Source organism: Solirubrobacter soli DSM 22325 (assembly GCF_000423665.1).
GTDB classification, from domain to species: Bacteria; Actinomycetota; Thermoleophilia; order Solirubrobacterales; family Solirubrobacteraceae; genus Solirubrobacter; species Solirubrobacter soli.
The window spans coordinates 431,289-457,309 of the sequence record NZ_AUIK01000008.1 but is presented as its reverse complement, the minus strand read 5'-3'; the positions used below and the strand labels follow the sequence as shown (position 1 = coordinate 457,309).

Here is a 26,021-nt window from a genome sequence, read left to right as displayed (position 1 = left end):
ATGAAACGGAACTTCATCACCTCAGCTCTGGCCGTGGTCGTCTTCACGGTCCTGCTCGGGCTCGTCTATCCGCTCGTGATCACGGGGATCTCGCAGGTCGCGTTCGGAAAGAACGCCGACGGCAACCCCGACCTGATCGCCAAGGCGTGGACCAAGCCGGTCCTGGATGCCAACGGCCAGCCCAAGAAGGACGCCGACGGCAACGAGGTCACCGAACCCGATCCGCGCTACTTCCAGCCGCGCCCGTCGCAGACCGGCTACAACGCCAACGGCACCTTCTTCTCCAACCGCGGGCCGAACCAGTCCAGCGCGCGGTACTTCTACCGCGACCAGCTCGCCGCGTACATCGCGCTCAACGGCCCTGACAACCCCGGCCTGACCAACGCCAAGGTCCCGGCGGACGCCGTCACGACCTCAGGCTCGGGCGTGGACCCGCACATCTCGGTCGACAACGCACGCATCCAGGCGCGTCGCGTCGCCGCCGTGCGCGGTATCTCGCTCGAGCGCGTCAACCAGCTCGTGGACGACAACACCGACGGGCGCTTCCTCGGCTTGCTCGGCGAGCCCGGCGTCAACACCACCAAGCTCAACGAGGCACTCGGCCGATGACCGCACTCGCACATCCCCCCGCCCCGGCGCCGCCCACGGGCACGCCGCGCAAGTCGAAGTCGCTGTTCACGCCGGAGATCCTCTGGCCCGCGATCGGGCACTCGTTCGCCAAGCTGGACCCGCGCGTGCAGGTCCGCAACCCGGTCATGTTCGTGGTCGAGGTCGGCGCGGCGATCACGACGATCGCGTGGATCCTGGGCTCGAAGGACCCGGGGTGGTTCACGTTCACGATCGCGGTCTGGCTGTGGCTCACGGTCGTCTTCGCCAACCTCGCCGAAGCGCTGGCGGAGGGCCGTGGCCGCGCGCAGGCCGCGTCGCTGCGCTCGATGCGGGCGGAGACGACCGCGCGGCTCTCGAGCGGTGGCGAGGTCCCCGCGTCGCAACTGCAGCGCGGCGACACCGTGGTGGTCACCGCCGGCGAGGTGATCCCGGGCGACGGCACGGTGATCGAGGGCATCGCCTCGGTCGACGAGTCCGCGATCACCGGCGAGTCCGCGCCCGTCATCCGCGAGTCCGGCGGCGATCGCAGCGCGGTGACCGGCGGCACGCGTGTGCTGAGCGACCGCATCGTCGTCGAGATCACGCAGGAGCCCGGCAAGTCGTTCCTGGACCGGATGATCGCGTTGGTCGAGGGCGCCGAGCGGCGCAAGACGCCGAACGAGATCGCGCTCAACATCCTGCTCGCGGGGCTGACGCTGATCTTCCTGTTCGTGATCGTCGCGCTGAAGCCGTTCGCGGAGTTCGCGAACACCGACATCTCGACCACGACGCTGATCGCGCTGCTGGTCGCGTTGATCCCGACGACGATCGGCGCGCTGTTGAGCGCGATCGGCATCGCGGGCATGGACCGGCTCGTACGCCGCAACGTGCTCGCTCTGAGCGGCCGCGCCGTGGAGGCGAGCGGCGACGTCGACGTGCTGCTGCTCGACAAGACCGGCACGATCACGCTCGGCAACCGCCAGGCCGCCGAGTTCGTGCCGATGCCGGGCGTGAGCGAGGTCGAGCTGGCCGAGGCGGCGCAGATGGCATCGCTCGCCGACGAGACCCCCGAGGGGCGCTCGATCGTCGTGCTGGCCAAGCAGTTCGGCATCCGCGAGCGTGAGCTCGGCACCCACGAGTTCGTCCCGTTCACCGCGCAGACGCGGATGAGTGGCATCGACACCGATGGGACGCGGCTGCGCAAGGGAGCGGGCGAGGCGATCGTCAAGTGGGTCGAGGCCGAGGGCGGCGCCGCGCCGTCCGAGCTGGCGCCGGTCCTCGATCGCATCTCGCGCGAAGGCGGCACGCCGCTGGCCGTCGCCCGCGACGCCCAGATCCTCGGCGTCGTCTACCTGAAGGACACCGTCAAGGAGGGCATGCGGGCGCGCTTCGAGCAGTTGCGCGCGATGGGCATCCGCACCGTCATGGTCACCGGCGACAACCGCCTCACGGCGGCCAAGATCGCCGAGGAGGCCGGCGTCGACGACTTCCTCGCCGAAGCCACGCCCGAACGCAAGCTCGAGCTCATCAGGTCAGAGCAGGAGCAGGGCCGCCTGGTCGCCATGACCGGCGACGGCACCAACGACGCCCCCGCGCTCGCCCAGGCCGACGTCGGCGTGACGATGAACACCGGCACCCAGGCCGCCCGCGAGGCCGGCAACATGGTCGACCTCGACTCCAACCCGACGAAGCTGATCGAGATCGTCGAGGTCGGCAAGCAGCTGCTGATCACCCGCGGCGCGCTGACGACGTTCTCGATCGCCAATGACATCGCGAAGTACTTCGCGATCCTGCCGGCGATCTTCGTCGCCACCTACGCCGCACCGGGAGCATCCCAAGGCCCGCTGGCGAAGCTCAACGTCATGGACCTCGGGACACCACAGTCGGCGATCATCTCCGCGATCGTCTTCAACGCGATCGTGATCCCGCTGCTGGTCCCGATCGCGCTGCGCGGCGTCAAGTACCGCGCCGTCGGGGCGACCGCTCTGCTGCGCCGCAACCTGCTGATCTACGGCGTCGGCGGCCTGATCGCGCCGTTCGTCGGCATCAAGTTGATCGACCTGATCGTCCACAACCTCCTGGGGGCGTGACGATGCCCACGCGCCGGGCGCTCTGATGGCCCGTGGGCGGCACAAGGTGTTCCTCGGCATGGCGGCGGGCGTCGGCAAGACCTACCGCATGCTCCAGGAGGGAGCGGCCGACGGCCGCGACACCGTGATCGGCTTGGTGGAGACCCACGGGCGCGTCGAGACCGCCGCACTCGTCGCCGATCTGGAGATCGTGCCGCGCCGCTCGATCTCCTATCGCGGCGTGACCGTGGAGGAGATGGACCTCCCGGGCATCCTGCGCCGCGCGCCCGCGCTGTGCCTGATCGACGAGCTCGCCCACACCAACCCGCCCGGCGTCGAGCACGCGAAGCGCTTCGAGGACGTCGAGGACGTGCTCGAAGCGGGGATCGACGTCTTCTCGACCTTGAATGTCCAGCACCTGGAGTCGCTCAACGACACCCTCGCCGAGATGAGCGGGGTGCGCGTCCGCGAGACGCTGCCCGACCAGAGCCTCCAGCGCGCCGACGAGATCGTCCTCGTCGACGTCACGCCTGAAGCATTGCTCGCGCGGCTGCGCGAGGGCAAGGTCTATCCGGAGGCGCGCATCGACGCGGCGCTGAACGGCTTCTTCCGGATCGAGAACCTCGTCGCGCTGCGCGAGGCGGCGCTGCGCCAGACCGCGGAGGAGGTCGTCGCGCGCCGCGACGAGATGTCCCCGGCGCCGGCGGTCGGCGAGCGCCTACTCGCGCTCGTGCAGCCGCAGCCGTCCGCGCAGCGGCTCGTCCGCCGCGCCTGGCGCTCGGCGCAGCGGCTCGGTGCCGAGCTCGATGTGCTGTGGGTGCAGCCGCCTGGCCGCGCACCTGACGAGGAGCGCGCCCGCGCGCTCGCCGCCCTGCGCCAGCTGACATCGGTGCTCGGCGCGCACATGATCGTGCGCGAGTCCGACGATGTGGTCGCCGCGGCAGCCGACGAGATCCGCGAGCGCGGCACCACATACGTGCTCGTCGGCGAGTCACCGCCGCGTCGCGGCCTCCGGCGTCTCCGTGAGCCGCTGCCGCAGCGCCTGATGCAGGTAGCCCCTCGCGGCGTGGACGTCCGGATCGTCGCAGCCAGGAGGGAGAAATGAGCGTCTACGACGTCGCCGTCGCCTTGGTGGCGATCGTGCTCGGTGCGGTCGGGGGCTTCGCGTACGCGCGCCACCGCCGAGCGCGCCGCAACGCCGGCGCCGGACGCGTCCGGCGCATCCTGCTGCCCTTCACCGGCACCGCGATCTCGCGCCGCTCGCTCGACGCCGCACTCCGTCTCGCGCGGGCCGAGGACGCCACGCTCGTGCCCGCGTTCCTGGCCACCGTCCCGCGCCACCTCCCACTCGACGCGGCCGTCCCTGGTCAGTGTGGCATCGGCATGCCGCTGCTCGAGGCGATCGAACAGGTTGCAGCGAGCGCCGAGATCCCGGTCGACGCCCGGATCGGGCGCGGCCGCACCTACCGGCATGCCCTCGCACTGTTGCTCGAAGAGGAACCCGTCGACCGGGTGATCGTCCCCGCCGCGGGCGACACGCGCACCGGCCTCTCGGGCGACGACCTCGTCTGGCTGCTCGAGCGCGCTCCCGCGGAAGTGCTGATCCTGCGTCCGGGGTTCTCGGACGACCGCCGCGTCACCGGCGAGGCCGTCAAGGGACATTTCTGAGAACGGGCTTGACCTTGACGCTGCGTAAACCCCACACACTTCTGCAATGCCAGACGATCTCGCGATTGAAGTACGAGGACTGCAGAAGTCGTTCAACGAGCTGGAGGTGCTCCGCGGCGTGGATTTCGGTGTCCCGCGAGGGACCATCTTCGCCCTCCTCGGCTCCAACGGGGCGGGCAAGACCACGGTCGTGAAGATCCTGTCCACGCTGCTGAAGGCAGATGCCGGAGCGGCCGGGGTCAACGGGTTCGACGTCGCGACGCAATCGGCGCGGGTGCGCGAGTCGATCAGCCTCACAGGCCAGTTCGCGGCCGTCGACGAGGTCCTCAGCGGGCGCGAGAACCTCGCACTGATGGCTCGGTTGCGGCATCTCCAGGACCCCGGAAGGATCGCTGACGAGCTGCTGGAGCGGTTCGCGTTGACCGACGCCGGGGGGAGGAGAGTGGCGACCTACTCCGGTGGCATGCGGCGCCGGCTGGACATCGCGATGAGCCTCATCGGGAACCCGCCGGTCATCTTCCTCGACGAGCCGACGACCGGGCTCGACCCCCAAGGCCGCATCGAGGTGTGGGAGGCGGTCAAGGAGCTCGCCGCCGGCGGGACGACGGTGCTGCTCACGACGCAGTACCTGGACGAGGCCGAGCAGTTGGCCGACCGGATCGCGATCCTTCACCAGGGCCGCATCATCGTGGACGGCACCCTCGCCGAGCTCAAGCAGCTGCTCCCGCCCGCGCAGGTCGAGTACGTCGAGAAGCAGCCGACCCTCCAGGACGTCTTCCTCGCGCTCGTGGGTGACGACCGATGACGACGCACTTCTTCTCCGACACGGCCGCCCTGACCGGACGGTCGTTGAAGCACATCACGCGCAGCGTCGACACGATCATCACGACCGTCGTCACGCCGATCGCGATCATGCTGTTGTTCGTCTACGTGTTCGGCGGCGCGATCGCCACCGGCTCGGACTCGTACGTGGAGTACATGCTGCCCGGCATCCTGCTCATCACGATCGCGTCGGGCATCGCCTACACCGCCGTGAGGCTCTGCACGGACATGCAGGGAGGGCTGTTCGAGCGCTTCCAGTCGATGCCGATCGCGCGCTCCGGCGTGCTGTGGGCGCACGTCCTGACCTCGCTGGTCGCCAACTTCATCTCGATCGTCGTGGTCGTGCTCGTCGCCCTCGTCATGGGCTTCCGCTCCGGAGCGAGCGTGACCGCCTGGCTGGCGATCGGCGGCATCCTGGGCCTGTTCACGCTCGCGCTGACCTGGCTCGCGGTGATTCCCGGGCTCACCGCGAAGACCGTGGAGGGCGCGGGCGCGTTCGCCTACCCGCTCATCTTCCTGCCGTTCATCAGCTCGGCCTTCGTCCCCACCCAGTCGATGCCCGCAGCGGTGCGCGCGTTCGCCGAGAACCAGCCGGTCACGTCGATCGTGGACGCGATGCGCAGCCTGTTCGCCGGCCAGCCGGTCGGCAGCGACATCTGGGTCGCCCTCGGCTGGTGCGCCGGTGTCCTCCTCGTCGCCTACGGCTTCGCGATGCTCACCTATCGCCGGAAGATCGCCTGACGGCCATGCTCACGATCAGCCGTCTGGCGGCGTACGCCGGGGTCACCGTCCGGGCGGTCCGCCACTACCACCAGATCGGGCTGCTGGCGGAGCCCGAGCGCGACCACTCCGGCTATCGGAACTACGACGCCGCCGCGGTCGTGCGGCTGATCCGGATCCGCACCCTGGCCGACGCCGGCGTCCCGCTGGCCCGCGTACAGGAGCTCCTCGACGCCGGGCCCGACGAGTTCGCGCGCAGCATCGACGACATCGACAAACAGCTGCGCGCCGAGATCCGCGGTCTGCAGGGCAACCGCCGGCGGATCGCCAGGCTCGCCGCCGGCGAGCACCTGGCGCTCCCGCAGGGCGTCGTGGACTACCTCGACCGCCTCCGCGGTCTGGGCGTCGACGAGCGCTACATCGAGCTCGAGCGGGACAGCTGGATCATGATCGCCGCCCAGGTGCCGGACCAGATCGAGTCGGTGATCGCCTCCAAGCACAAAGAGCTCGACGACCCGGACATGGTCGAGCTCTACCGCCTGCTCAGCGAAGCGATCGACTGGCCGGCCGACGACCCCCGGATCTCGGAGATCGCCGACATCCTCGAGCGCCTCATGATCCGGGCGATGGACGCGGGCCAGGTGGGCACGGACCCGTTCGAGGACTCGTTCGTCGACCTGCTGGACGCCACCGCGGTCGAGTCCTCACCGCTCGCCGAGCGGCTCCTCGAGATCCTGGAGGAGCGGGGCTGGAAGGGCTGGACCCGAATCGAACGCTTGCCCTAGTTCAGCCTCTCACGAAGACGTACTGTCCCGAGAAGCGGGGGATGCGCAGGTAGTTGTCGCGGACGGGACGACGGGTCCACTTGCCGTGGAAGCGCGTCTTGACCGCGACGACGCCGTCGGGCACGACGAGACGGATTCCGGCCTCCATCCGGGGCTGGCCCTTCCTCGTCGGGACCGGACGCGGGTTGGGGACACCGGCGCCGATCCCGCGTCTGAGCGCGTAGGTCAGCCCGACGCAGCCGGCGCCCGCGCCGCCGGCGTTGACGGAGACGAGGCAGACCCCGTCCTTGGAGGGCACGAGCGCGTAACCGGGTGCGACCTGACGGGCCGCGCTCGCGTCGAAGCGCTGACGCTCGGCCAGTTGCTCGACCGCCGCCGCCAGGTCGCCGGTGGGGCGCGGACCGTGGCGCAGGACGGCGAAGTGCTCCTCGGCGCTCGTGGTGGCCGACGCCGGCGCCGGGTGGTCGAGCATCCGGAGCTTGGCCCTCGTGGCGTCGGTGAAGGGGAGCGTCTCGTAGACCCGGATCTGGACCGTCGTCGTGTCTCCGTCCCGTCCGGCCAGGACGTAGCGGAGCGGCAACGCGGTCTTGGGGTCCATGTCGTAGTAGGCGGTGAAGTCGCCCTCGTTGTCGGAGCGGCCGGGCAGGTCGACCTTGAGGCGGTTCGGCGCGAGCGGCGCGAGCTTGCCGGCCCTGTAGGCCCGGCGGAAGATCGCCATCGGATCGCCCAGGGTGTTCGGGTCGCTGCCGGTCGGAACGGCCTTGCCGCGCAGGATCGTGTCGCTGTTGGCCGTCCACGTCGCGGTGCGCCCGCCGGCGCTGCGCGTGTCCATGACGAGGCGAGGCTTGTGGTTGTGAAGCTCCCACATGAGGATGTGGGTGACGCCGTTGTGCGACCAGCCCTCGGTGATCGTCTGCGTGTGGCCCTGGCCGTTCACGTGGGTTCGCAGCGCGGTGCGCCAGTGCACGACGCCCGGCTTGGTGACCGCCGCGTAGGCCCGTGCGGCCAGCGTCGGCCCGCCCGGCTTCGTCGCACGGCCCGGGATCAGCGCGAGCGCCGCGACGAGCGCGACCGCAATGGGAGCGGCGACGACGACGAGGCGCCAGGCCCGCCGCGGTCGAGGCCGCGGCGAGCGGGACGAGCTGTACGGCGCGACCTCCACCCGGTCCGGGTCGATCGGGTTGGCGTCGCGCAGCTCGTCGAGCAGGTCGATCATCTCGTCGTCCTCGCGGCCGTCGTGGTCACTGGTGTCCGGCCGCCCAGGCGGTCCAGGGCGACTTGCAGCCGTCCACGCGCGCGATGCAGGCGGGTGTGCACGGCGGCCGTGGAGCAGCCGAGGACCGCGGCGGCAGCGGCCGCGTCGAGCCCTTCCCACGCGGTCAGCATCAGCACTTCGCGGTCGTCGGCACGCAACGCCGCCAGGGCTTCGAGGAGCGGCACGTCGGCCGGAAAGGCCGGAGGCGCCGCCGGCGCGCGGTCACGGACCAGCACGCCGAGCGCGTCGTGCAGGGCGCTCCGGCGTCCGGCTGCCCGGCGCTGGTTGGCGAGCACCCTCCGCGCCACGCCGTACAGCCAGGGTCGCGCATCGGCGGGGACGTCCTCCAGCCGTCGTTCCACGATCAGGAACACCTCCGAGACGACGTCGTCCGCCGTCGCCGCGTCGGTACGGCGTAGCGCGTAGGCCAGGACATGTCTGGCATGCGCGCGGTAGAGGTCCTCGACCGTCCTCATCTATGAGGGTGGTGTCCGATCGTACCCCGGTACTTACACACTCAAGGCCGCGTCCGCACGTCTCGTGGATTTAGGCTTGGCGCGTGATGCAGCCCGTCGGCATCGGCGGCGTCGTGGCCGCGCTGTCCGTGACGAGCGATCTGACCCGTGGGCACCCGCCCGGCGAGGCGATGCGCGCGTGCCTGCTGGCAACGGAGTTGGCGCGGCGGGCGGGCCTGGACGACGCCGATCGGCAGGACGTCTACTACACGGCGCTGCTGCGCTTCGCCGGCTGCGCCGCGACGTCCCACGAGCTCGCGGCGACGCTGGGCGGCGACGACATCGTGGTTCGCGCTCGCGGGGATCTCATCGATTCGTCGCGGCCGGTGGAGGCGCTGCGGCTCCTGGCGAGTCTCGCGACCGGAGCGGGTCGTCTGCGGATGGTCGCTCGCGCCCCCGCGGTGCCGAAGCTGATGGCCGAGGGCGCGCGGGCGGACTGCGAGGTCGGTGCCGACCTGACGCGCCGCCTGCGGCTGGGGGAGGCCGTGGCCTGTGCCGTTCTCGATGGATTCGAGCGCTTCGACGGGCGCGGCGTGCCGACGGGACGAGCCGGTGCGGAGATCGCACAACCGGCACGGTTCGCCGGCGTCGGCTACGCGGCGGTCATGTTCGACGCCGTCGGCGGCGAGGCGGCCGCGACGAGCATGGTCGCGCGGTGGTCGGGGCGAGCGTTGGACCCCTCGATCGCAGCCGTGTTCCTCGAGGCACCCGGCGAGCTGCTGCGGATGTCCAGCCCGGATGACGTCTGGTCGGCCGTCGTGGACGCCGAGCCGGCGCCACGGCGGCAGTTTCGCGACGCCGCCGGGTTCGATGACGCCCTCGCCGCCTTCGGCGACGCCGCCGATCTGAAGACGCCGTGGCTCCACGGCCACTCGCGCGGTGTGGCAACGCTCGCGCGAGCCGCGGCGGCGTGTGTCGGGTCGGTCGAGGCGTCCCTCGTCTATCGGGCCGGCCTGCTCCACGATCTCGGCCGCGTGGCCGTCCCGACCGGGGTGTGGGAACGGCCCGGGCCGCTGCGACCGGAGGAATGGGAACTGGTGCGCCTGCACCCGTACCAGACCGGACGCGTCCTCGCCCGCTCACCGGTGCTCGCGCCGTTCGGGGCTGTCGCGAGCCGGCACCACGAGCGCCCCGACGGGTCCGGCTACCCGGCGGGCGTGCACGCGTCCGAGCTCGATCCCGCGGCGTGCGTGCTCGCTGCGGCTGACGTCCTGCACGCGCTCCGCGAGCCGCGCCCACACCGCCCCGCACTCAACGCGACGGACGCCTCGCGGGTGCTTTCCGGGCTGCCACTCGACCGCGACGCGATCCGCGCCGTCCTCGAGGCTGCCGGCCAGCCTCCGCCCGCGTTGCCGCCGCTGCCGGCCGAGCTCACCGAACGCGAGTTGGACGTCCTGCGCCGGCTCGTCGCCGGGGCGACGAAGCGCCAGATCGCCGCGGAGCTCATCATCTCGCCCTCGACGGTCCACACGCACACGGTCCACATCTACGCGAAATGCGAAGTCAGGACCCGGGCCGCGCTGGCGATGTTCGCGATGCGCCACGGGCTGATCGGTCCGAAGATCGACTGAACAGTCGATAGCCCGGGCCGCAAGCGCGACTTACGGTTGCCGCATGACCACCACCACGTCCTCCGCAACCGCGGATCTCGCCGTCGTCGGAGCGCTCTTCGACGCGTTCGCCCGCGGCGACCTCGCCACGTTCGCCGAGCGCCTCGCGCCGGACGCGACCTGGAATCACCGCAACGACGATCGACTCGGCGGCGTCCACCACGGGCGCGACGGGATCATGGCGTTCCTGGGCGAGTCGGGCCAGTTGACGGCCGGCACGCTGCGGGCCGTCCCGGAGACGCTCATGGCCGACGGTGAGGGTCGCGTCGCCGCCGTCATGCGCGTCAGCGGCCGGCGCCCGGACGGGCGCGCGTTCGACGATCAGCAGATGCTCCTGTGCGTCATCGACGGCGACCGCATCCGCAGCTTCGACCAGTACATCGGGGACCCGGGGGAGGTCACGGCGTTCTGGGCCTGAGCGCGCCGTCGGTGGCGCGCCGGCGCGGACCGGTATAGCGTCACGCTTGCCGTGTCCACGCCGGTCTCAGTCGATCCGGACGCTGAACTGCTCGCCCGCCTGCGATGCGGCGAGGAGCTCGCGTTCCGGACGCTCGTGGAGCGCTACAGCGCGACGATGCTGCGAGTCGCGCGCCTGCACGTGCGGGACCGCCAGGCGGCGGAGGAGGTCGTTCAGGAGACGTGGCTGGCCGTCATCAAGGGACTCGAGCGGTTCGAGGAACGCTCGACGCTGAAGACGTGGCTGTTCCGGATCCTCAGCAACCGTGCGAAGAGCCGCGGCGAGCGTGAGGCGCGGACCGTGCCGTTCTCCGCTCTCGTCGCGGCCGACATCGGCGGCGACGAGCCCGCGGTCGATCCTGACCGGTTCCGCGGCCCTGAGGATCAGTACCCCGGTGGGTGGGCCGCGCCGCCGCCACGCTGGGAGACGCTGCCTCAGGAGCGGCTGCTGTCACGCGAGACGCTGGAACGGGTCGACGCGGCCATCGAAGGGTTGCCGCCGGCCCAGCGCGCGGTGATCCGCCTGCGCGACGTCGACGGGTGGGACTCCGACGAGGTCTGCGAGCTGCTCGGGCTCTCGCACGGCAATCAGCGCGTGTTGCTGCATCGCGCCCGCTCGAAGGTCCGCGCGGCGCTCGAGCGCTACCTTGGCGACGAGGTGACTTCCGCGTGACGTTCTCTCTGCGGCGCGCGCCGCGCCAGGTTCCGTGCATCGAGTTCGTCGAGCTCGTGACCGACTACCTCGAGGGGGTGCTTCCCGCGCGCCGGCGGCGTGCCTTGGAGCACCACCTCAGCCTTTGCGACCCGTGCGTCGCCTACCTCGAGCAGATGCGCGAGACCAGGCGCCTCACCGGGTCGTTGAAGCTCGACGACGTGCCGGAGGCCGGTGTCGAGGACCTGATGACGGTCTTCCGCGCCTACCAGGCCGAGCGCGCCGACGAGCCGTAACGCTCGCCGCATCGGCGGGACTGGTTGGCATGCCGATCCCTGCCGCCATCCAGGAGTTCATCGACCGCCAGGCCGATGCCGCGACGACCAGCTACGACGACCTGCGCGCCGTAGTGTTCAACGGCACGCTCAAGCGCTCACCCGAGCCGAGCCAGACCGACGGCCTGCTGGCCGTCTCGCGGGGGATCCTCGAACGCGTCGGCGTCCAGGTCGACGCCATCCGCATCGTCGATCACGTGATCCCGCCCGGTGTGTGGCCCGACATGACCACCCAGGGCTACGAGCGCGACGACTTCCCGCGCATCTACCGCGAGCTCGTCGAGCCGGCCGACATCATCCTCATCGCCGGGCCGATCTGGCTCGGCGACCAGAGCTCTCAGACGCGCACGATCATCGAGCGCCTGTACGCGTACTCCGGTGAGGTCAACGGTGCCGGCCAGTGGTCCTACTACGGCAAGGTCGGCGGCGTCGTGACGACCGGCAACGAGGACGGCGGCAAGCACGTCAGCGCCCAGGTCCTCTACGCGCTGCAGCACATCGGGCTCACGATCCCCCCGCAGTCCGACGCCTACTGGAACGGCGAGGCGGGCCCCGGCGACTCCTACTCCGACCCCGGCAGCGGCGGTCCCGAGAACGCCTGGACCACCCGCAACACCGTCTTCATGACGTGGAACATCCTGCACTACGCGCGCATGCTCAAGGACGCCGGCGGCGTGCCCGCGTACGGCAACTCCACGCACGACTGGGACCTGTCACACCCCGACCATCCCAACCCGGAGTACCGCCGATGACGAGGCGCCGGCATGACGTGCCAGGAGCTCGTTGAGCTCGTCACCGACTACTTCGACGGCTCCCTCGATGATGCTGATCGGGAGCGGTTCGAGGCCCACCTCGCGGTCTGCCCGGGCTGTGAGCACTACGTCGCGCAGATGCGCGTGACGCTCCGTCTCGCCAACGACGTCGCCGCGCTCGAGCGGCGACCCGAGGTCGCGAGCCTGCTCGACGCGTTCCATGACTGGCACACGAAGGACGACGACACGTGAACACCGCACTCCAACGTCTGGCGCCGGGCACCACCTTCCCGGACTTCACCCTCACCGACCACGCGAGCAACCGGCGGCAACTCTCGGAGCTGATCGCCGGCGACCCGACGATCCTCCACTTCTACCGCGGCTGGTGGTGCCCGAAGGAGCAGGCGTACCTCCGGCGCCTCCTAGACCTGCAGGACGATGTCGAGGTCGCCTACTCGCGGATGATCTCGATCAGCGTCGATCGCCCCGATGTCAACGCCGCGTTCCGGGCCGGGATCGGCGCGCTCTGGACCTTCCTCTCGGACCCCGAACGGACGGTGCAGCGCGAACTCGGCCTGCGCGAGACGACCGACACCGTCCACGACCCGTACGCGCCGACGGTGTTCACGCTCTTCCCGGATCTGCGCATCCAGGCCGCCTACGACGGCTACTGGTATTGGGGACGTCCGACGATGGATGAGTTGCGCCACGACCTGCGCGCGATCGCGGCCGCGACGCGCACCGACTGGGAGGCGCCCACGGCATGAGCTGGTGTTGGCTGGACCTCGTCGACTCCGCCCCCGAACGGGCGACCGCCGTCGCCGCGGCCTTCACGCTCGACGGCACCCCCGCCGGTTGGCTGGCCGCTTGGCGCCAACGGGCGAGACCGACGCGCGGGGCGGTACGGATCGACGACCGCGTCGTCGACTCCGGCGGCGACGCCACCTGGATCTCGCTCGCCCGCCCACCGCGCGGGGTGCGCCTTCCGTTCGACGATCCCGCCGTGCAGTCCGCCCGCCGTCGCGTGCTCGCCGGTCTGCCGCCGGATGCCGTGACGACGTTCCTGACCGACGCGTCGCACTTCGAGGGAGCCCTCACGGCCCGGCGGAACGTCTCGGAGCTTGAAGACGATCCCTTCGCGCGGATCTTCCCGGCGCGGATCCTCCGCCTCGAGGCGGGTCTGATCGGGCGCGCCCCACTCCCGTGCGGACCGACGATCGAGCGCTACGGGAGCGAGCAGCCATGGCCCTGGGACCGCTACGCGGCGTCGTAACGAACCGACCGTGACGCGGACTGGCGGGAATGCGGATCGACGCCCACATGCATTTCACCCCCGACGCGTACCGCCGTGAGCTCGAGGCGCGCTCGCTGCTCGACTTCCCCCTCCCGGCGTGGTCGACCGAGCGAGCGCTCGGCTTCATGGACGTCAGCGAGATCGACCGGGCCGTGCTGTCGCTCTCGCCACCCGGGGTCGCGTTCGGCGATCAGGGACTCGCCGACGAGCTCGCGCGCTCGGTCAACGAGGCGACCGCCTCGATGGCTGGCCCCCGCTTCGCCGGGCTGGCGGTGCTGCCGCTGCCCGACGTCGATCGCGCGCTCGCCGAGCTCGAGCACGCACTCGACGTCCTCGCGCTCGACGGCGTCGTGCTGCTCAGCAACCTGCTCGGCCGCTACCTCGGCGAGCCTGCGTGGGAGCCGCTGTTCGACGAGCTCGATGCGCGGGCGGCGTACGTCCTCGTGCATCCGGCGCCGCCGCCGTACACGCCGCCCGCCGTCGAGCACCCGGTCTGGGTCTACGAGTTCCCGTTCGAGACCACGCGCGCGATCGCGACGCTGATCTCGGCCGGCGCCCCCGAACGCTGGCCGCGCATCCGGCTGCAGGTCGCCCACCTCGGCGGCGCGATCCCGTTCCTCGCCCAACGGCTGGCATCGCTCGGCGAGAACGCCCACGCGTTCCTTCGCCGCCTGTACTACGACACCGCCCTCGCGACGCACCCCGTCGCGCTCCAGGCCGCCGAGGGGTACGCCGATCCCGCCCACGTCGTCTTCGGCAGCGACTGGCCGTACGTCGACGCGGTCGATCCCGCCGCGACGACCTTCGCCCGTAACGGCTCCGCCCTGCTCGGCGGCGCGACGGCCTATGCCTGACCTTCGAGGACACGGCGATACCGGCCCGGCGGCTGCCCGCGGTGGCGGCGGAACGCGCGGTTGAAGGCGTACTCGGACGTGTATCCGACGGCGGCGGCGACCGACTCGACCGGCTCGTCGGTCTCGCGCAGGCGCCGCGCGGCGAGATCCATCCGCCAACGCGTGAGGTAGGTGAGCGGCGGCTCGCCGACGCATTCGCTGAAGCGGCGCGCGAGCGTGGCGCGCGAGACATGGACCTCGGCGGCGAGGCGCTCGATCGTCCACGGCTCGGCCGGGCGGTCGTGCAGCAGCCCGAGGGCGCGGGCGATGAGCGGATCGTGCAGCGCCCGCAGCCACGACGCGTGCTCCTCGCCGGCGCTCCAGGCCCGCACGACGTGGATGAGCAGCAGGTCGATCAGCCGTGCGACGGCGGCGCGGGCACCCGCGTCGCGGAGACCGAGCTCGGCGGCGAGGAGCGCGACGACGCCCGCGACCTTCGCGCCGCCGGCGGGGTCGGCCGGGAGGTGCAGGACAGCGGGAAGCAGCGACAGGAGCGGCTGGGCGACCTCGTGGTCGTAGTCGTATCCGGCGCAGACGAAGGTCGTCGTCGCGCCCGGGCCGTCGAGGATGAGGTCGCCCTCCGGGGTCATGAGCTCGGTCTTCATCGCGCGGTCGAACGGGCGGCAGCGGGCGGTCGGCGTCGACGAGAGCTCGTGTGGGATCCCGGTGGGCAGCAGGACGAGATCGCCGGGCATCAGCTGTCGCGGCTCCTCGCCTTCGACGCGCAGCCAGGCGGTGCCTGAGGTGAGCGCATGAAACGAGGCGCCGGGCGACTGCGGCAGACGCAAGCCCCAAGGCGCCCTGGCTCGCACGTTCGCGAGAACCGCGCCGCGGACGCGGCTCAGGTCGAGGACGTCGGCGAGGGGGTCCACGATTGGAGAATAACCGACCGTCGCAAGTCGAGAGACGAACGGGCAAGAATACGAGCGGATCGAGCATTGGACGGATCTCCGAGCGGCCGTAGCGTTCCGGATGTCATCGACCTAAGAAGGAGCTCCCATGGAGATCGCAGGACAGATCGTCGTCGTCACCGGGGCGAGCCGCGGACTCGGCCGCAGCCTCGTCGAGGCCCTGCTCGAGCGCGGAGCGGCCAAGGTCTACGCCACGACGCGCAACGGCTCGCTCGCCCACCCCGACCCGCGCGTCGTGCCTCTCGCCCTGGCGCTCGACGACCGGACCACGATCACTGTCGCCGCGCGTGCCGCGAGCGACGCCAGGATCATCATCAACAACGCGGGCACGGCCGCGTTCGCGGGCGCGCTCGAGGCCGATCGCGCCGCGCTGCGGCACGAGATGGACGTCAACTACGGCGGAACGCTGGACGTCATCCGCGCGTTCGTGCCCGTGCTCGAGCGCAACGGCGGCGGCGCGATCGTGAACGTGCTCTCGCTGCTGTCGCTCGCGAGCACGCCGCCGATGGCCGGTTACTCGGCCTCCAAGGCCGCCGCGCACTCGCTCACCCAGGCGCTCCGCCCCGTGCTGCGCGCGCAGGGCATCAGCGTCCACGGCGTCTATCCCGCCGGCATCGACACCGACATGCTCGCCGGGATCGACGCTCCCAAGTCACCACCCGCCACCGTGGCCGAGGGCCTGCTCGACGGCCTCGCCGCCGACGAGGAGGACATCTTCCCCGATCCCAACGCGCGGGCGATGGCCGAGACGTGGTGGTCGAACCCGAAGTCCTTTGAGCGCGCGTTCGCCGGCAGCTGAGCGAAGCTCGCGCGACTCGCCGGCGCCGGACCGGTGGGTCAATCGAGTTGTTCGACGAACGTGAGCGTGTGTTCGATCCCGCTGATGGCGAGGACACGCTGGACGGCGTGAGAGCCGCGAAGGAACAGGAGGTCGGTGTTGTGTTCTCGCGCGGCTTTGGCGAGTTCGAGCACGAGCGAGACGCCGGTCGAGTCGATGAACTCGAGGGTGCGCAGGTCGACCACGACGCGGCTCAGCGACGGGAATGCCAGCTCGCCGAGGAGGGCCTCGAGCTGCGGTCGCGCCGCGATGTCCAGCTCGCCGCAGGGCACGATGCGGACCTCGTCGGCGGTGTAGACGGCGTTGACGCTGAACCCGGCGTCCGCCGGCCAGGAGAGATGGGCGGCTTGCTCGACCATGCGACTTCCTCGTTTGAGATGAAGGAAGTCAGGGATCGCTCCCTCGCGGTGGTCCGCTGAGCTCGACGCGTGCCCTCCACGGACACCGTACTCTCCCGCAGGCTCGCACGCGAGTGGTCACCAGAAAACGGGCCGCGATGGATTGGCCACCAGGGCGAGGATCGCGGTGTCGTCGGGCAGAGCGCCCTCGTTGAACTCCAGGACCGCGCGTTCGACCGCGTCGGCAAGATCGTCGGCGGTGGCGGCCGCTGAGGCGGCGACGACATCGTGCAGGCGCGCGGAGCCGAAGCGCTCGTCGCGCCGACGGACGTCGGTGGCGCCGTCGGTGTAGAGCAGCAGCTGATCGCCGGCGGCGAGCTCGATCTCCACGTCGTCGAGCCGAGGATCGGGCACGGCGCCGAGCAGCGTTCCGCGGAGTTCGATGAACGTGGTCTCGCCTCCACCGGCGCGCTTGAGCAACGGCGGGTCGTGGCCCGCGCTGCACATCGTCAACGACACCGATGACGCGGTGGGGGTGAACGACAGGTACAGCGCGGTGAGGAAGCGTGGGTCCTCGGGCGGGGCCTGCTCGAGCATTGCGCGGTTGAGCGTCTCCAGAACCGCGCTGGGACGGTCGGTTCGCATCGCGGCTGCGCGCAGGGTGTAGTGCGCCAAGGCGGTCATGCGCGCGGCGTTGACGCCTTTGCCGGTGACGTCGCCGATCACGATGTTCCACGCCTCGCGGCCGGATTGGAAGACGTCGTAGAAGTCGCCGACGACCTCCACCCCGGCGCCGGCCGGGTGGTAGCGCGCCGCGATCTCCAGCCCGGGCGTGTCGGGCAGGAGGGGCGGCAGCAGACTCTCCTGCAGCGTGCGCGCCAGTTCCTCGACTCCGGCGGCGACGAGATCCGCTTCGCGGCGCGTCTCGCGCTCGGCGGCGAGCGCGGCCCGCAGTGCGATCTCGCGCGTCGCGGACTCCGACAGCGTCTCGAGGACCTCATGGTCGCGGGCCGACCATGACCGCGTGGTCCGGTCGAGCACGCAGAAGCTGCCGAGCACCTCGCCTTCGGGGCCGCGCAGCGGAACGCCGGCCCAGGCGACGACGCCCAGCTTCTCGATCGACGGGTTCGCCCGCGTCAGCGGGTCGCTCGCGGTGTCGCCGACCAGCAATGCGCGCTCGCTCTCGATCACGTACTGGCAGAAGGACTCCTCGACCGCGTTCTGACGCTCCACCGGGTCACTGGCGTCGACGCCGATCGCGCTCTTCCAGAACGACCGCCGGTCATCGACGAGCGTGATGAACGCGTGCGGCGCGTCCAGCAGCGTCGCCGCCAGTTGCGCGAGCCGGTCGAACGCTTCCTCGGGACCGGTGTCCAGCAGGCCGCTGGCCCGGACCGCGCGCAGGCGTCGCGGTTCGCTGATCCGATCGATCGTTGCACGTTGCACCTCGGCAGCCTTACCCAGCACATGGCCACCAGGAAGACCGACCGTCCTGGTTCTGGCACGTCGGCGCTCAGGCTGCGGTGTGCCCTGCCTCCAACGTCTCGTGCTCGGCCAGCAGGTCGGTCGGGCTGAGCACGAAGACCTCGCAGATCATGTCCGGGCTTTGCTGGTTGCCGCTCATGAAGCCGATCACCGGCCGCCCGGTGGCGTGCTCGATGACGGCTGTGAAGCGATCGCGCATCACCTGCTGGAACACCATTCGCTGCTCGATCACGGCCTCGCCGCGACCGCCGTCGAGCAACGTCTGCTCGACGCGGGTGAATCCGCCCCGCAGCAGGCAGACGACCAGATCGTCGTGGTAGTAGGTCTTGGCCTGCGTCGGGCCGCGGCCGTAGAACTCCTTCAGCAATCCGACGATGCCGTCGGAGACCGCGGTCAGGATGTCGCCGTGCGCACCTTGCAGGCTGCGTGCATCGTCCTGCATGAGCCGAGGGTAATGGAGCGGCAGGGCTAGAGTGAAGGACAAGATCGCCCGTCGGGTCTCGCCCTTCGCCTCGCGCGCGCACTGATCCAACGGAGAGCGAGAGAGGGAGCGCCATATGGCGACCCCACCGGAATCGCTCGACGACGATGCAGTCCTGGCCGCGATCACGGATGCGATGGTCGCGCTGCACGAGCGCTACTACCACCGGCCGCCCGGATCGGCCAAGAGCCAGTTCATGGGCGAGGATCTGATCGCCTGCGTGCTCGGCAACGTCTATACCGACGTCGAGAAGACACTGATCGAACTGCAGCGCTCGCCGAGCGTCACCGAGAATCGCAGCGCCTTCCAGATCGCGATGCAGCACCGCTTCGTCGCCGCCGTCGAATCCGCGAGCGGCCGGCGCGTCGCGCACTTCATCTCCAGCCACCACGTCGGACCCGATCTGGAGATCGAGTTGTTCTTCTTCGAGGACGCGCCTCGCGGTATCTGACGAAGCCGCAGCGGCGGCCGGACGCACGATCGTCATCGCCAATTGTGGCCACCCACAAGACGAGACCGTTGCCAGCCCCGTTTCGGTCACGCGGCCGCGGATCTAGCGTCCTGAGCATGAACCGCATGATCGCTCTGGGCGCGGTGGCCGTGGTCTTGTCCGGCGCCGCCGCAGCTCCCTCCATCGCCGAGCGCAATCGCGTCGGCGATCTCACGTGGCTCGAGCAACAGCTCGGCCGCGAACCGCTCACCTGGACCGAACGCGACGTCGACGGGACCACACGGCGGGTGCGTCTCAGCACGGCCGAGCTGCGACGCCTCGAGCTCACGCAGGCCGCGCACGCATTCCGAGCGGGCGACGATCTGCCGTTGCGACGCGTGGCCAGCCGGCAGCTCGCAGAGTCTTCTGGTGACTGAGACGTCTCGTCGCATGCGACGATGGCGCCAGTGCGCCCGACCGTGCTGATCGTCGACGACCATGACGAGTTCCGGGCCGCCGCTCGGGCATTGCTCGAGGCGGAGGGGTTCGCGGTCGTCGGCGAGGCGGCGGACGGGATGGCGGCGATCGAGGCCATCAGCGCCCTTCGGCCGGCGGTCGTGCTGGTGGATGTCCAGCTGCCCGGACTCGATGGGATCGATGTCGCACAACGGGTTGCCGCGCGACCGGACCCGCCCGCGGTCGTGCTGATCTCGAGCCGCCGCGCGGCGGTGTACGGGCCGCGCCTGACGCGGGCCCCCGCACGCGGGTTCATCGCGAAGAGCGAGCTCTCGGGCGCGGCGCTCGCCGAGCTGCTCGATTGAGCGCGCGCGCCGGCCTTCTCGTCTGGTCCGGCGCTGCCGCACTGGGCCTCGTCGCCGAAGCGGCCGCCTACTCCTGGGACCAGCCGGGACGCTGGGTGCCGGACCTCGCCGTCGGTCTGACGTTCATCGCTTGCGGCCTGCTCGCGTGGGAGCGCAGGCGCGGCGCCGGGGCGTTGCTCGCGGCGACGGGCGTCACCTGGTTTCTGGGCACCTACTCCACGGATCTGGTGTACCTGCACCGCGGCCCGCTCGTGCACCTCCTGATCGCGTATCCGCGAGCGCGGCCGCGCTCGCGGATCGATGGCGTGGCGATCGCCGCCGGCTATGCCGCTGCCATCGCGACGCCGATCTGGAGCAGCGATGCCGCGTCCGTGATCCTTGCCATCGCGCTCGTCGCCCTCGTGGGACGCGGGGCGGCCGGGCGGGCGAGGCGCGAGCGGATCGCGGCGCGGGCGGCGGCCGTCGCCTTCGCCGCGGTGCTGGTTGTCAGCGCGGCGGCGCGTCTCGTCTTCCCGGCAGGCGACGTCAAAGACCCGGCCCTGCTCGCCTACGAGCTCGTCCTCCTCGCCATCGCCATCGGCCTGTACCTCCCACTCAGGGGGCCCAAGTCGACCGCGGTCGCCGATCTCGTCGTCGAGCTCGGCGAGACGCGTTCGGGCTTGCTCGGCGGCCGGCTGGCGCGTGCGCTCGGCGACCCGACCCTGGAGGTCGGCTACTGGTCGCCGGACGCCGGCGGCTACCTGAACGAGACGGGCGAGCGGCTCGCCGTGCCGGAGCCGGCTTCGGGCCGCTTGGCTACACCCGTGGAGCGGGATGGCTTGCCGTTCGCGATGCTCGTGCACGACGCGGCCGTGCTCGCCGATCCGGCGCTGGTCGAGGCCGTGGCATCGGCAGCGCGACTCACCGCGTCCAACGTTGCGCTGCAGGCCGAGCGGCGCGTCCGGGCAGGCGAAGTGATGGCTTCGCGCCGGCGCCTGCTCGTCGCCGCCGACCGCGAGCGTCGCGCGCTCGAGGCACGGCTGCGGCGCGGACCCGAGCAGCGGCTGGCCGAGGTGGGCAGCCTGCTCGCCGGTGTCTCGGGTGACGCCGGCGGGGCGCACCTCGACCGGGCCCGTGCTCAGCTGGTACGCACGCTCGACGACCTGCACGAGCTCGCGCGCGGGCTGCATCCCCACGAGCTGGTCGAAGCCGGGCTTTCAGGAGCGCTCGCCTCGCTGGCGGAGCGGTCGCCGGTGCCCGTCGAGCTCGATGTGCGCGTGCGGCGGCTGCCGGACGAGGTCGAGGTCACGATCTACTTCATCTGCGCCGAGGCGCTGGCCAACGTCGTCAAGTACGCGAGCGCGTCGCGAGTACGGCTCAGCGTCCAAGCCACCGACGGCGGGCTGTGTCTGCGGGTCGCCGATGATGGGATCGGCGGCGCGGACTTCGCCCGCGGTACGGGCCTGCAGGGGCTCGCCGATCGCGTCGAGACGCTCGGCGGCACCCTGCAGTTGGCCAGCCCACCCGGCGAGGGCACAGAGCTGATCGCCGAGATCCCGCTAGCCGCCGATCCGCTTCCACGAAGCGGCAACGAGGAGGTTCGCGAGCGCAGGCCCCCACGAGCCTGAGCTGATCACCTTCAGGCGCAGGTCGCCGCCCGCGGACCTGCTCCAGCGCAACGTCACCGGCTCGCCGGTGCGCGTCGACATCATCATGCGATCCCCGCTGAGCCGATAGATCCCGCATTCGCCAGGGGTGAAATTCGGGTTCGGGTAGGTCCGCCCGTCCGGCATCTTCTGCTCGTAGCAGTACTTGCCGCCGGACAACGTGTAGGTGTAGACGCCGTGAAACTCCTTGACGAATTCGGGGTCGGACGCCTCGGTGCGGATCTGTGGGTCGGTGAGCTCGAAGCGGTAGACGCCGTCGAGCGCCGAGCTCGCCTTGCCGGTGATCGGGGTCGCAGCCTCGCCGGGGCATGAACGCGGCGGCTCCGCCGCCGGAAGCGCCCGTTCGCGTGCCCGGATCCCGGCGATCACGGACCGGGTGAGCGGGTCGCGCTCGAGCTCTGCATAAACGGGGGCCGCCGCGGCTTCGAGTGCCGCCAGCTGCGCCGAGCTCGCCAATACCAGGCCCCGGGTCGTCCCGGGGGCGTTGGCGCAGAACTCGCGCGCCGCCGCGGCGTCGCTCGGGATCGTCCTGATCGCGAGCGCGCGCGTCTCCGCGGCCGCCTGCATGAGGATCGCCCGCTGGTGTTTGTCGAGACGCTTGTATGCGCGCGCGCCGATCACGAGCGACTCGAGAGTCGGATACAGCGTGACGTTCGCCGCGCCCTTCGCCTCCGCCATCGAGGCAAAGGGAAAGGCCAAGCCTCCCTGCAACTCGCGATCGACAGGCTGCCCGCGGACCGAACGCGCTCCGAGCGCGCGCAGCAGCGCCTCGGTCGTCCGCGACTCGTCCGCCCACAGGACCTGGCCCCGGTAGTCCTCGACGTCGAGGAGCGGCCGGTCGTATCCGAACGGGTGCACCAGTGGCCCGGGCAGCAGGGCCAGTCCCACGAGGTCCGCGCGCTCGAGTCCGGACAGCATCGTCGTTGCCAACCCGCCGGAGATCACGTCAGCCAGCAACGCCTGATTCGTGATCAGAAACGGCGCGTTGAGGGCGCGCAGGCTCGTGACGCCGAGCAGATCCCACGTGTGCGACGGGATGATCCCGAGTTCGAACCTGCCGCTTGTGACCGACCCGGCGAGGTGGGTGTAATAGTCGGCGCCCACCTTGCCGGCGTCGGGCCTGAGCTTGATGCGCACACGGCCGTCGGACAGTTCTCGGACGCGCGCTGCGAAGTAGCGGGCGTAGTCGGCGGTAGGGCTATTCACGTCGTCGGTCGACGCCATCTGCAAGGTGACGGGCCCACTCGGGCCGCCCGCCTTGGTCCCCCCACCGCCGCCGAAGCCGCACCCTCCCACGGCGAGTGCACTCGCGAAGACGGCCAGATGGCGTATTGGGACGCGCATGTCGATGCCCGACGCTACGCCGTGGCCGACACGACCACATCGTGGCAGGCACGAGCAGTCTCTCCTACCGCGTTCGTGCTGGCAACAGTTCGCGTGGGGCGCGCGGCTGGGAGACTTCTCGCGTGCGCCCGCTCCTGCTGCCGGCGGTGGCGATCGCGTTCGGTGCCGCATCGGTGCCGATCGCGTTGGGTATCAACGTGGCGACGACCCACGCCTCGCTGTCGGTGGGCGCGTCGGCGCTCGATCTCACCGCCGGGCTCGGCCTGATTGCCGCCGGCCTGCTCGCGCGCGAGCGGCGACCGATCGGCGCGCTGACGACGCTGATCGGCGTCGTCTGGCTCGCCGCGGACTGGGTCGGCTGGGTTACCGGGCCGGCCTTCGCCCGCAGCGTCGCGATGGTCGTGGCGCCGTTCCTCCTTCCGCTGGTCGTGCAGCTCGTGCTCGCGGGCGTGATGGCGAGCCGCGCGGCGCGCGCGGCCGTCCTGGTCGCCTACGCGACTACCGCCGCTTTCAGCGTCGGGGTTGCCGTGGTGCGCGATCCGTTCCTCGATCCCAACTGCTGGAGCAACTGCACCGTCAACGACTTCCTCGTCCACGCCGACGCAGGGCTCGCGCGATTGCTCGAGGACGTCTGGCTGCGGTTCTCGCTCGCGGCGTGGCCGCTGGTTGCCCTCTGCGCGTGCTGGCTGCTGTGGCGGGCGAGCGGGCCTGCGCGGGCGGCCACATGGAGCGTGCTCGCCCCCGCGGCGCTCGTCGCCGCGGCTGAGACCGCGCACCTGATCGTCCTCCTGGGCGATCCGCTCGAGGACCCGCGGCGCGGTGCCTTCCACGAGGTCTTCGAGGCGCGAGCTGCGGCGTACATCGCGCTGGCGGCGGGCGTGGCCTGGACGGTCGCGCGAGCCAGGGCGACACGGGCCGCCATCTCACGGCTCGCGGCCGACCTCGGCGAGACGCCCGAGCCCGGCTCGCTGCGGGCGGCGCTCGCGAGCGCGCTCGGCGATCCGCGGCTCGAAGTCGCCTACCCGCAGCCCGGTCCGCAGCGCTTCGTCGACGCCGAAGGACATCCGGTCGACCTCGAGCGCGAACACCGGCGGGCCAAGACGGCGATCGTCCGCAACGGCGAGCCGATCGCCATCGTCGTCCACGACGCGGCGCTCACGGGAGCGAGCGAGCTCGAGCGCCGGGTCGGAACCGCCGCGCGACTGGCGGTGGACAACGAACGGCTGCGAGCCGGCGTCCTCGCCCAGCTCGAGGACCTTCGCGCGTCACGCGCGCGCATCGTCGAGGCGGGCGACACGGCGCGCCGGCGTATCGAACGCGACCTCCATGACGGGGCGCAGCAACGCCTGCTTGCCGTCTCCTTCGAGCTGCGGCTGGCCCGTGCGGCCGCCGAGGCCGGCGGCGACGCGGACGCCGCGGCCGTGCTCGCGACGTCGTGTGACCGGGTACAAGCGGCGCTCACCGAGCTGCGCGAGCTCGCGCATGGCATCTATCCCGCGATCCTCACCGAGGCTGGGCTCGGCCCGGCGCTCGAGACCCTCGCCGACGACGCCCCACTTCCCGTCGAGATCCGCGAGTTGCCCGGCGAGCGCTTCGCTGAAGCGATCGAGCGGGCCGCCTACATCGTCGTCGCGGAGGCGATCGCCGGTGCTGCGGGCGAGTACGTCGAGGTCGACGTGTACCGCGACGGGGGCATGCTCGTGGTCGACCTCGGCCCGGTCGAGGCACCGCTGAGCGTGCAGGCCGCAGACCGCGTCGGCGCGCTGGGCGGAGGGACGAGCCTCGAACACGGCAGACTGCGGGTCGAGATCCCATGCGCGTAGTGGTCGCCGAGGACACGATGCTCACCCGCGAAGGGCTCGTACGGCTGCTCGAGGACGCGGGCGTCGAAGTCGTCGAGCAGGTCGCAGACGGCGACGCCCTCCTGCGCAAGGTCGCCGCGACCAAGCCGGACGTCGCGATCGTCGACATCAAAATGCCGCCGACACACACCGATGAAGGCCTCGTCGCCGCCCAGCGGATCAGGACGCAGCATCCCGCCGTCGGCGTGCTCGTCCTCTCCCAGTACGTCGAGCCCTCCTACGCGATGCGGCTGCTCGAGGAGCACCCCGAGAAGATCGGTTACCTGCTCAAGGACCGCGTCTTCGATATCGCCGTGCTCGTCGACGCGCTGCGACGCATCGACGAAGGCGAGACGGTGATCGATCCGACGATCGTCTCGCGGCTCGTCGGGAGACGCCGTCGCGAGGATCCACTCGCGGAGCTGACCGACCGCGAGCGCGAGGTGCTCTCGCTGCTCGCCGAGGGACTCTCCAACCGCGCCATCGCCGCCCGCATCTTCGTCACGGAGCGCACGGTAGAGGCCCATATCAAGCAGATCTTCCTCAAGCTCGGGCTCCCCGAGTCGCGCGAACGGCATCGCCGGGTACTCGCCGTGATCGCGTTCCTGCGCTCCGGAGCATCCGGAACCACCTGATCGCGGCACCGCACCCGCTCGTCGCTCCAAGGACCCGCGCGCGCGTTCTGGAACCGGCGCTGGGCGATTCGACACCAACGGCGACGTCAACGTGTGGGATCCCGATTTCCCGGCCCCGATTCGCCGCTGGAGCCGACGTCGATCGCCGGCAACATCGACGATGGCCTCTGCCAATACACGATCAGGGAGTACGCATGCCAACGATCCACTTCACCACCACGACCACCGCGACGCCGGAGCAGTTCGTCGCCGCGGTGACCGACTTTGGGCCGGGCCGCTCGGAGCTCTTCGGCAACACCGACGACAGCCAGCTCAAGGTGCACGACCAGGGACCTGACTGGGCCGATGTGACGGAGGGCAAAGGCCCGGCGTGGGAGCGCTTGCACTACGACTGGTCGGACCCGAACCGCATCCGCATGACGACGACCGACTCGAACACCTGGGGCGGCGCGTCCGGTCACACCTACACGTTCGAGCGGCGGGCCGACGGCACGACCGGCATCGACGTGGTCGTCGTGCGCGAGGGCAAGAACCTCAAGGGGCGCGTGATCGGCGTGCTGCTCGGGCTGGTCGGCAAGCGCGTCTTCGGCGGCCAGTTCGAAAAGACGGTCAGGGCCGTCGAGGCGCGCTCCGCCGCTTGAGCCGGCAGTTCAGGGAGCGAGCCGAACTGCGGCCGCGAGCGCCCGCGGAGAAACGCCGGATCTCGCGTCCTTGCTTCGGGGCTCAGCGTCGCCCAAGGGGGCGGGCAGCGGAACCGTGCTTGGGGTGAGCTCCGCGCCGGGGAACGAGAAGCCGCCGGAGCCGTGGCCGAGGTCCAGCAGCACGCCACGCCGCACG

General features: G+C 71.0%; 31 protein-coding genes. 24 read left to right on the top strand and 7 right to left on the bottom strand.

Features of this window, described 5'->3' with window-relative positions:
- The 7 genes from G569_RS0106365 to G569_RS0106335 are packed head-to-tail and all read left to right on the top strand — an operon-like array spanning nt 1 to nt 6,652.
- Nucleotides 1-609 carry a potassium-transporting ATPase subunit C gene (locus G569_RS0106365; protein ID WP_028062801.1) on the top strand — a complete coding sequence of 203 codons (609 nt, stop codon included), beginning with the start codon at nt 1-3 and terminating at the stop codon, nt 607-609.
- Nucleotides 606-2,678 (top strand): potassium-transporting ATPase subunit KdpB, encoded by a 2,073-nt coding sequence (gene kdpB / locus G569_RS0106360; protein WP_028062800.1) that lies wholly within the window; start codon nt 606-608, stop codon nt 2,676-2,678. Before G569_RS0106365 ends, kdpB begins: the two co-directional genes overlap by 4 nt.
- Before the next feature lie 25 nt (nt 2,679-2,703).
- Nucleotides 2,704-3,762 carry a histidine kinase gene (locus tag G569_RS0106355; RefSeq protein ID WP_028062799.1) on the top strand — a complete coding sequence of 353 codons (1,059 nt, stop codon included), beginning with the start codon at nt 2,704-2,706 and terminating at the stop codon, nt 3,760-3,762.
- Nucleotides 3,759-4,325, top strand: a complete 567-nt coding sequence (locus tag G569_RS0106350) for a putative universal stress family protein (protein WP_028062798.1) — start codon at nt 3,759-3,761, stop codon at nt 4,323-4,325. The genes G569_RS0106355 and G569_RS0106350 overlap by 4 nt, the downstream gene beginning before the upstream one ends.
- Before the next feature lie 46 nt (nt 4,326-4,371).
- Nucleotides 4,372-5,130 carry an ABC transporter ATP-binding protein gene (locus tag G569_RS0106345; RefSeq protein WP_028062797.1) on the top strand — a complete coding sequence of 253 codons (759 nt, stop codon included), beginning with the start codon at nt 4,372-4,374 and terminating at the stop codon, nt 5,128-5,130.
- Nucleotides 5,127-5,888 (top strand): ABC transporter permease, encoded by a 762-nt coding sequence (locus tag G569_RS0106340; RefSeq protein WP_028062796.1) that lies wholly within the window; start codon nt 5,127-5,129, stop codon nt 5,886-5,888. Before G569_RS0106345 ends, G569_RS0106340 begins: the two co-directional genes overlap by 4 nt.
- 5 nt (nt 5,889-5,893) lie before the next feature.
- Nucleotides 5,894-6,652: a MerR family transcriptional regulator gene (locus G569_RS0106335; RefSeq protein ID WP_028062795.1), complete on the top strand. Its 759-nt coding sequence runs from the start codon at nt 5,894-5,896 to the stop codon at nt 6,650-6,652.
- Between the two features lies 1 nt (nt 6,653).
- On the opposite strand, the gene G569_RS0106330 is transcribed toward G569_RS0106335, so the two are convergent.
- A complete protein-coding gene (locus tag G569_RS0106330) occupies nt 6,654-7,868 on the bottom strand; it encodes a hypothetical protein (RefSeq protein ID WP_028062794.1) in 1,215 nt (404 codons plus the stop codon).
- Nucleotides 7,865-8,383 carry an RNA polymerase sigma factor gene (locus G569_RS46045; protein WP_053225942.1) on the bottom strand — a complete coding sequence of 173 codons (519 nt, stop codon included), beginning with the start codon at nt 8,381-8,383 and terminating at the stop codon, nt 7,865-7,867. Before G569_RS46045 ends, G569_RS0106330 begins: the two co-directional genes overlap by 4 nt.
- Before the next feature lie 86 nt (nt 8,384-8,469).
- Here G569_RS46045 and G569_RS0106320 point away from each other — a divergent pair, with 86 nt between their 5' ends.
- The 9 genes from G569_RS0106320 to G569_RS46035 are packed head-to-tail and all read left to right on the top strand — an operon-like array spanning nt 8,470 to nt 14,375.
- A complete protein-coding gene (locus G569_RS0106320; RefSeq protein WP_028062793.1) occupies nt 8,470-9,993 on the top strand; it encodes an HD domain-containing phosphohydrolase in 1,524 nt (507 codons plus the stop codon).
- A 43-nt stretch (nt 9,994-10,036) separates the two neighbouring features.
- Nucleotides 10,037-10,450, top strand: coding sequence for a nuclear transport factor 2 family protein (locus G569_RS0106315; RefSeq protein WP_028062792.1), 414 nt, complete (start codon nt 10,037-10,039; stop codon nt 10,448-10,450).
- Between the two features lie 51 nt (nt 10,451-10,501).
- The gene (locus G569_RS0106310) at nt 10,502-11,161 is read left to right on the top strand and encodes an RNA polymerase sigma factor (protein ID WP_028062791.1); all 660 of its coding nucleotides are present in this window, start codon (nt 10,502-10,504) and stop codon (nt 11,159-11,161) included.
- Entirely contained in the window at nt 11,158-11,436 is a 279-nt protein-coding gene (locus tag G569_RS0106305; protein WP_028062790.1) for an anti-sigma factor family protein, read from the top strand. Before G569_RS0106310 ends, G569_RS0106305 begins: the two co-directional genes overlap by 4 nt.
- A gap of 29 nt (nt 11,437-11,465) precedes the next feature.
- Entirely contained in the window at nt 11,466-12,227 is a 762-nt protein-coding gene (locus tag G569_RS0106300; RefSeq protein ID WP_053225941.1) for a flavodoxin family protein, read from the top strand.
- A 12-nt stretch (nt 12,228-12,239) separates the two neighbouring features.
- The gene (locus G569_RS0106295; protein WP_028062788.1) at nt 12,240-12,479 is read left to right on the top strand and encodes an anti-sigma factor family protein; all 240 of its coding nucleotides are present in this window, start codon (nt 12,240-12,242) and stop codon (nt 12,477-12,479) included.
- Complete coding sequence (locus tag G569_RS46040) at nt 12,476-12,994, top strand: redoxin domain-containing protein (RefSeq protein ID WP_053225940.1); 519 nt, start codon at nt 12,476-12,478, stop codon at nt 12,992-12,994. The genes G569_RS0106295 and G569_RS46040 overlap by 4 nt, the downstream gene beginning before the upstream one ends.
- A complete protein-coding gene (locus G569_RS0106285) occupies nt 12,991-13,500 on the top strand; it encodes a hypothetical protein (protein ID WP_028062787.1) in 510 nt (169 codons plus the stop codon). The genes G569_RS46040 and G569_RS0106285 overlap by 4 nt, the downstream gene beginning before the upstream one ends.
- Nucleotides 13,501-13,547: 47 nt before the next feature.
- Nucleotides 13,548-14,375: an amidohydrolase family protein gene (locus G569_RS46035; protein ID WP_169542082.1), complete on the top strand. Its 828-nt coding sequence runs from the start codon at nt 13,548-13,550 to the stop codon at nt 14,373-14,375.
- Here G569_RS46035 and G569_RS0106275 read toward each other — a convergent pair.
- Complete coding sequence (locus G569_RS0106275) at nt 14,366-15,286, bottom strand: AraC family transcriptional regulator (RefSeq protein WP_028062786.1); 921 nt, start codon at nt 15,284-15,286, stop codon at nt 14,366-14,368. The genes G569_RS46035 and G569_RS0106275 overlap by 10 nt on opposite strands.
- Before the next feature lie 127 nt (nt 15,287-15,413).
- Between G569_RS0106275 and G569_RS0106270 the strand changes: the two genes are divergently transcribed.
- Complete coding sequence (locus G569_RS0106270) at nt 15,414-16,124, top strand: SDR family oxidoreductase (protein WP_028062785.1); 711 nt, start codon at nt 15,414-15,416, stop codon at nt 16,122-16,124.
- A gap of 38 nt (nt 16,125-16,162) precedes the next feature.
- On the opposite strand, the gene G569_RS57380 is transcribed toward G569_RS0106270, so the two are convergent.
- The 3 genes from G569_RS57380 to G569_RS46025 all read right to left on the bottom strand — a co-directional run bounded on the left by G569_RS57380 (nt 16,163) and on the right by G569_RS46025 (nt 18,428).
- Nucleotides 16,163-16,522 (bottom strand): STAS domain-containing protein, encoded by a 360-nt coding sequence (locus G569_RS57380; protein WP_053225938.1) that lies wholly within the window; start codon nt 16,520-16,522, stop codon nt 16,163-16,165.
- A gap of 117 nt (nt 16,523-16,639) precedes the next feature.
- Complete coding sequence (locus tag G569_RS0106260) at nt 16,640-17,947, bottom strand: PP2C family protein-serine/threonine phosphatase (protein ID WP_028062784.1); 1,308 nt, start codon at nt 17,945-17,947, stop codon at nt 16,640-16,642.
- Between the two features lie 67 nt (nt 17,948-18,014).
- Nucleotides 18,015-18,428, bottom strand: a complete 414-nt coding sequence (locus G569_RS46025) for a Na-translocating system protein MpsC family protein (protein WP_037494844.1) — start codon at nt 18,426-18,428, stop codon at nt 18,015-18,017.
- 115 nt (nt 18,429-18,543) lie between these two features.
- Between G569_RS46025 and G569_RS0106250 the strand changes: the two genes are divergently transcribed.
- From G569_RS0106250 to G569_RS57375, 4 genes are all read left to right on the top strand, one after another.
- Nucleotides 18,544-18,918, top strand: a complete 375-nt coding sequence (locus tag G569_RS0106250; RefSeq protein WP_028062783.1) for a Na-translocating system protein MpsC family protein — start codon at nt 18,544-18,546, stop codon at nt 18,916-18,918.
- 116 nt (nt 18,919-19,034) lie between these two features.
- Nucleotides 19,035-19,334 carry a hypothetical protein gene (locus tag G569_RS0106245; RefSeq protein WP_028062782.1) on the top strand — a complete coding sequence of 100 codons (300 nt, stop codon included), beginning with the start codon at nt 19,035-19,037 and terminating at the stop codon, nt 19,332-19,334.
- A 21-nt stretch (nt 19,335-19,355) separates the two neighbouring features.
- Nucleotides 19,356-19,718 carry a response regulator gene (locus G569_RS0106240; protein ID WP_028062781.1) on the top strand — a complete coding sequence of 121 codons (363 nt, stop codon included), beginning with the start codon at nt 19,356-19,358 and terminating at the stop codon, nt 19,716-19,718.
- The gene (locus G569_RS57375) at nt 19,715-21,325 is read left to right on the top strand and encodes a sensor histidine kinase (RefSeq protein WP_053225937.1); all 1,611 of its coding nucleotides are present in this window, start codon (nt 19,715-19,717) and stop codon (nt 21,323-21,325) included. Before G569_RS0106240 ends, G569_RS57375 begins: the two co-directional genes overlap by 4 nt.
- Here the strand turns inward: G569_RS57375 and G569_RS0106230 are convergent.
- Nucleotides 21,257-22,708, bottom strand: a complete 1,452-nt coding sequence (locus G569_RS0106230) for a TRAP transporter substrate-binding protein (RefSeq protein WP_169542081.1) — start codon at nt 22,706-22,708, stop codon at nt 21,257-21,259. The genes G569_RS57375 and G569_RS0106230 overlap by 69 nt on opposite strands.
- Before the next feature lie 122 nt (nt 22,709-22,830).
- On the opposite strand from G569_RS0106230, the gene G569_RS0106225 reads away from it, so the two are divergent.
- The 3 genes from G569_RS0106225 to G569_RS0106215 all read left to right on the top strand — a co-directional run bounded on the left by G569_RS0106225 (nt 22,831) and on the right by G569_RS0106215 (nt 25,825).
- Nucleotides 22,831-24,531, top strand: a complete 1,701-nt coding sequence (locus tag G569_RS0106225; RefSeq protein ID WP_028062779.1) for a histidine kinase — start codon at nt 22,831-22,833, stop codon at nt 24,529-24,531.
- Nucleotides 24,522-25,184: a response regulator transcription factor gene (locus G569_RS0106220; protein ID WP_028062778.1), complete on the top strand. Its 663-nt coding sequence runs from the start codon at nt 24,522-24,524 to the stop codon at nt 25,182-25,184. The genes G569_RS0106225 and G569_RS0106220 overlap by 10 nt, the downstream gene beginning before the upstream one ends.
- A 194-nt stretch (nt 25,185-25,378) precedes the next feature.
- Nucleotides 25,379-25,825 (top strand): hypothetical protein, encoded by a 447-nt coding sequence (locus tag G569_RS0106215; protein ID WP_028062777.1) that lies wholly within the window; start codon nt 25,379-25,381, stop codon nt 25,823-25,825.
- The last annotated feature ends 196 nt before the right edge of the window (nt 25,826-26,021 follow it).

Excerpts from the sequence above, each read along its gene's own strand:
- G569_RS0106365 (WP_028062801.1), top strand. The coding sequence starts at position 1 with ATGAAACGGAACTTCATCACCTCAGCTCTGGCCGTGGTCGTCTTCACG.
- kdpB (WP_028062800.1), top strand. The coding sequence starts at position 606 with ATGACCGCACTCGCACATCCCCCCGCCCCGGCGCCGCCCACGGGCACG.
- G569_RS0106355 (WP_028062799.1), top strand. The coding sequence starts at position 2,704 with ATGGCCCGTGGGCGGCACAAGGTGTTCCTCGGCATGGCGGCGGGCGTC.
- G569_RS0106350 (WP_028062798.1), top strand. The coding sequence starts at position 3,759 with ATGAGCGTCTACGACGTCGCCGTCGCCTTGGTGGCGATCGTGCTCGGT.
- G569_RS0106345 (WP_028062797.1), top strand. The coding sequence starts at position 4,372 with ATGCCAGACGATCTCGCGATTGAAGTACGAGGACTGCAGAAGTCGTTC.
- G569_RS0106340 (WP_028062796.1), top strand. The coding sequence starts at position 5,127 with ATGACGACGCACTTCTTCTCCGACACGGCCGCCCTGACCGGACGGTCG.
- G569_RS0106335 (WP_028062795.1), top strand. The coding sequence starts at position 5,894 with ATGCTCACGATCAGCCGTCTGGCGGCGTACGCCGGGGTCACCGTCCGG.
- G569_RS0106330 (WP_028062794.1), bottom strand. The coding sequence starts at position 7,868 with ATGATCGACCTGCTCGACGAGCTGCGCGACGCCAACCCGATCGACCCG.
- G569_RS46045 (WP_053225942.1), bottom strand. The coding sequence starts at position 8,383 with ATGAGGACGGTCGAGGACCTCTACCGCGCGCATGCCAGACATGTCCTG.
- G569_RS0106320 (WP_028062793.1), top strand. The coding sequence starts at position 8,470 with ATGCAGCCCGTCGGCATCGGCGGCGTCGTGGCCGCGCTGTCCGTGACG.
- G569_RS0106315 (WP_028062792.1), top strand. The coding sequence starts at position 10,037 with ATGACCACCACCACGTCCTCCGCAACCGCGGATCTCGCCGTCGTCGGA.
- G569_RS0106300 (WP_053225941.1), top strand. The coding sequence starts at position 11,466 with ATGCCGATCCCTGCCGCCATCCAGGAGTTCATCGACCGCCAGGCCGAT.
- G569_RS0106295 (WP_028062788.1), top strand. The coding sequence starts at position 12,240 with ATGACGTGCCAGGAGCTCGTTGAGCTCGTCACCGACTACTTCGACGGC.
- G569_RS0106285 (WP_028062787.1), top strand. The coding sequence starts at position 12,991 with ATGAGCTGGTGTTGGCTGGACCTCGTCGACTCCGCCCCCGAACGGGCG.
- G569_RS46035 (WP_169542082.1), top strand. The coding sequence starts at position 13,548 with ATGCATTTCACCCCCGACGCGTACCGCCGTGAGCTCGAGGCGCGCTCG.
- G569_RS0106270 (WP_028062785.1), top strand. The coding sequence starts at position 15,414 with ATGGAGATCGCAGGACAGATCGTCGTCGTCACCGGGGCGAGCCGCGGA.
- G569_RS57380 (WP_053225938.1), bottom strand. The coding sequence starts at position 16,522 with ATGGTCGAGCAAGCCGCCCATCTCTCCTGGCCGGCGGACGCCGGGTTC.
- G569_RS46025 (WP_037494844.1), bottom strand. The coding sequence starts at position 18,428 with ATGCAGGACGATGCACGCAGCCTGCAAGGTGCGCACGGCGACATCCTG.
- G569_RS0106250 (WP_028062783.1), top strand. The coding sequence starts at position 18,544 with ATGGCGACCCCACCGGAATCGCTCGACGACGATGCAGTCCTGGCCGCG.
- G569_RS0106245 (WP_028062782.1), top strand. The coding sequence starts at position 19,035 with ATGAACCGCATGATCGCTCTGGGCGCGGTGGCCGTGGTCTTGTCCGGC.
- G569_RS0106240 (WP_028062781.1), top strand. The coding sequence starts at position 19,356 with ATGGCGCCAGTGCGCCCGACCGTGCTGATCGTCGACGACCATGACGAG.
- G569_RS0106230 (WP_169542081.1), bottom strand. The coding sequence starts at position 22,708 with ATGCGCGTCCCAATACGCCATCTGGCCGTCTTCGCGAGTGCACTCGCC.
- G569_RS0106220 (WP_028062778.1), top strand. The coding sequence starts at position 24,522 with ATGCGCGTAGTGGTCGCCGAGGACACGATGCTCACCCGCGAAGGGCTC.
- G569_RS0106215 (WP_028062777.1), top strand. The coding sequence starts at position 25,379 with ATGCCAACGATCCACTTCACCACCACGACCACCGCGACGCCGGAGCAG.